The 2,534-nt window shown below is 33.0% G+C and carries 2 protein-coding genes; both read left to right on the top strand.

The annotated features are described in order from the left end of the window. The first annotated feature begins 443 nt into the window (after positions 1 to 443). The gene (gene dnaG, locus V7056_RS19595) at positions 444 to 2,252 is read left to right on the top strand and encodes a DNA primase (protein ID WP_499704069.1); all 1,809 of its coding nucleotides are present in this window, start codon (positions 444 to 446) and stop codon (positions 2,250 to 2,252) included. Positions 2,253 to 2,281: 29 nt separating this feature from the next. Further along, positions 2,282 to 2,534, top strand: a 253-nt coding sequence (locus V7056_RS19590; protein WP_499704068.1) for an RNA polymerase sigma factor region1.1 domain-containing protein, incomplete at its 3' end; no start/stop codon positions are given.

Raw genomic sequence — 2,534 nt, 5'->3', positions numbered from 1 at the left:
TTAAAAACGAACAAAAAAATCTTTGATGCATATTGCTAGATTTCCAATGTGAAATAGATTATAATAAAAAATTGTATGAAAAGAGTTAATTATAGGTTTAACTTTTTATACTTACGAATAAACTATGAATATGTGCTTCCTAGTTTATCGAAAGAAGGAAATAAAACTACATAAATCGATACATGTTTTGAAGGAATTAGCAAAGACATGTAGAAATTAATCATAAGCAATAAATAAATAGGGTTTTATAGAAACCAGAACTAGCAGTTGAATGCAATGCTTATGAACTACTGTAGAGCCTCTTTTTTTAGACAATTGATAATACATATTCGACTTGAAATAATCAAAAGATTTTTTAAGAAAAAAATATGAAAAAAATATTGTCGAAACTTGAAGGAATACAGCGAGTTTTATCGAATAAAATAGTATATGGAGCTGTCAATATGGGAAACAGAATTCCCGATGAACTTATTGAGCAAGTTCGTCAGTCAGTAGACATAGTTGATGTAGTGAGTGAATACGTTCCTTTAAAAAAACAAGGAAGAAATTATTTTGGACTTTGTCCATTTCATGGAGAAAGCACACCATCTTTTTCGGTATCACCTGAAAAGCAAATTTTTCATTGTTTTGGTTGCGGTGCTGGTGGGAATTCAATTTCCTTTATTATGCAGCTTGAAGGTTTGAACTTTCAAGAATCTGTACAGCAACTTGCACAGAAGGCAAATATCACTTTACCAACAGATGCGATTGACACTGTAAAAAATCCTCAATCTACTGAGCAAGCGATCATGCATGAAGCTCATGAGTTTGTCAAAAAGTACTATCACCATCTATTAGTTAATACAGCAGAAGGTAAAGAAGCGTTAGGCTACCTAATTAACCGAGGCATTTCAAAAGAAGAAATTAAGCATTTTGAACTTGGTGTTGCACTTGATTCTTGGGATGCTGTTACAAAGGTATTAGAAAAACGTGGATATTCCATGCCAATCATGGAAAAAGCCGGTCTGGTTGTTCGTAACGAGCGTGATGGGAACTATTATGATCGATTTAGAAATCGATTAATTTTTCCTATTCATAATCATCAAGGTAAGATTGTTGCATTTAGCGGAAGAATTATGGGTGAAGGTTCACCAAAATATTTGAATAGTCCGGAATCATCAATCTTCCATAAAGGAAAACTATTATATCATTTCTATCAAGCTAAAAACGTGATGCGTAAGCAGAACAGAGCAGTTTTAATGGAAGGCTTTGCCGATGTTATCTCTGCATATAAAGCAGGCGTCAATGACGCTGTTGCTACAATGGGTACTTCTTTAACAGAGGATCAAGCCAAAGTGTTAAAAACTTCTGTTGATCAAATTATCATATGCTACGATTCAGACCAGGCTGGTATAAACGCGACCGAAAAAGCAGCGAATATTCTTCAAAAAGAAGGTTTTACAATAAAGGTTGCACAAATGCCCGATGGCTTAGATCCTGATGAATACATAAGACAATTTGGAACTGAAAAATTTAACTCCTCTATTATTGAAGCTAGTGTATCATTAATGAGTTTTAAAATGCAATATCATCGAAAAGGAAAAAATCTCCTAGATGAAACTGTTAAATTTCAATATATTAAAGAAATGCTTCAGGAAATTGCAAAATTAAGTCAACTCATTGAACAAGATTATTACTTAAATCAACTCTCAAAAGAGTTTTCTATCTCAATTGAAGTGCTGAAGAAGGAATTTGGACAATATAGTAATCAGGCAAATCGTATAACAAATGTAACAGAAGTAAAAACTGATATCAAACGAGATATATCTTCTAAAACACTTTTACCTGCACATGTAAGAGCAGAACAAACACTCTTAGCACACATGTTAAATAGCAGTGATGTGGCCGAGAAGGTTAGACGACAATATCAGGGTCTATTCTACAATAATGATTATTCCGAGATTATAATCCATCTTTATGCTTATTATGAAGAGGGCAATGAGTCTAATATTAGTAAATTTATGAATTACCTTCCTTCAAAAAGGTTACTTGAAGTAGTTTCAAAAATTGTCAATTTACAGATAGCACCTGAACTAACAGAGCGAGAGTTAAAGGATTATTTAGATGCATTAAACAACTATGATAAGCAACAACGTATACGTGAAAAAGAAATAGACTTGAAAAAAGCTGAACGTGAAGGAGATTTCGTAAAAGCTGCGACAATCCTCCAACAAATTACTCAGCTTCGGTCTAGTATGAAATATGTTAAATGATTCGCGAACTTTTCGAAGGAGGGGAACAAATGGCTGATAAATCGGCTCGTTCTAAAGATACGGAAACAGAAGTAACACTCGATCAAGTAAAAGCATTATTAATTGAAAATAGTAAAAAACGTGGTGTAATTACATACGAAGAAATTGCTGATCGTTTAAATGGATTTGAAATTGATTCAGATCAATTAGAAGAATTTTACGAACAATTAGGTGAACAAGGAATTGATATTGTCGGTGATGCTGACGATGAACCTAGAAATACTCAATTAGAAAAAGAAGAAG

The organism is Bacillus sp. JJ664, assembly GCF_036962205.1.
Classification (GTDB): Bacteria; Bacillota; Bacilli; order Bacillales; family Bacillaceae_G; genus Gottfriedia.
Note: the sequence above shows the minus strand (reverse complement) of the source record. Positions and strands in the feature narration are given on the sequence as shown.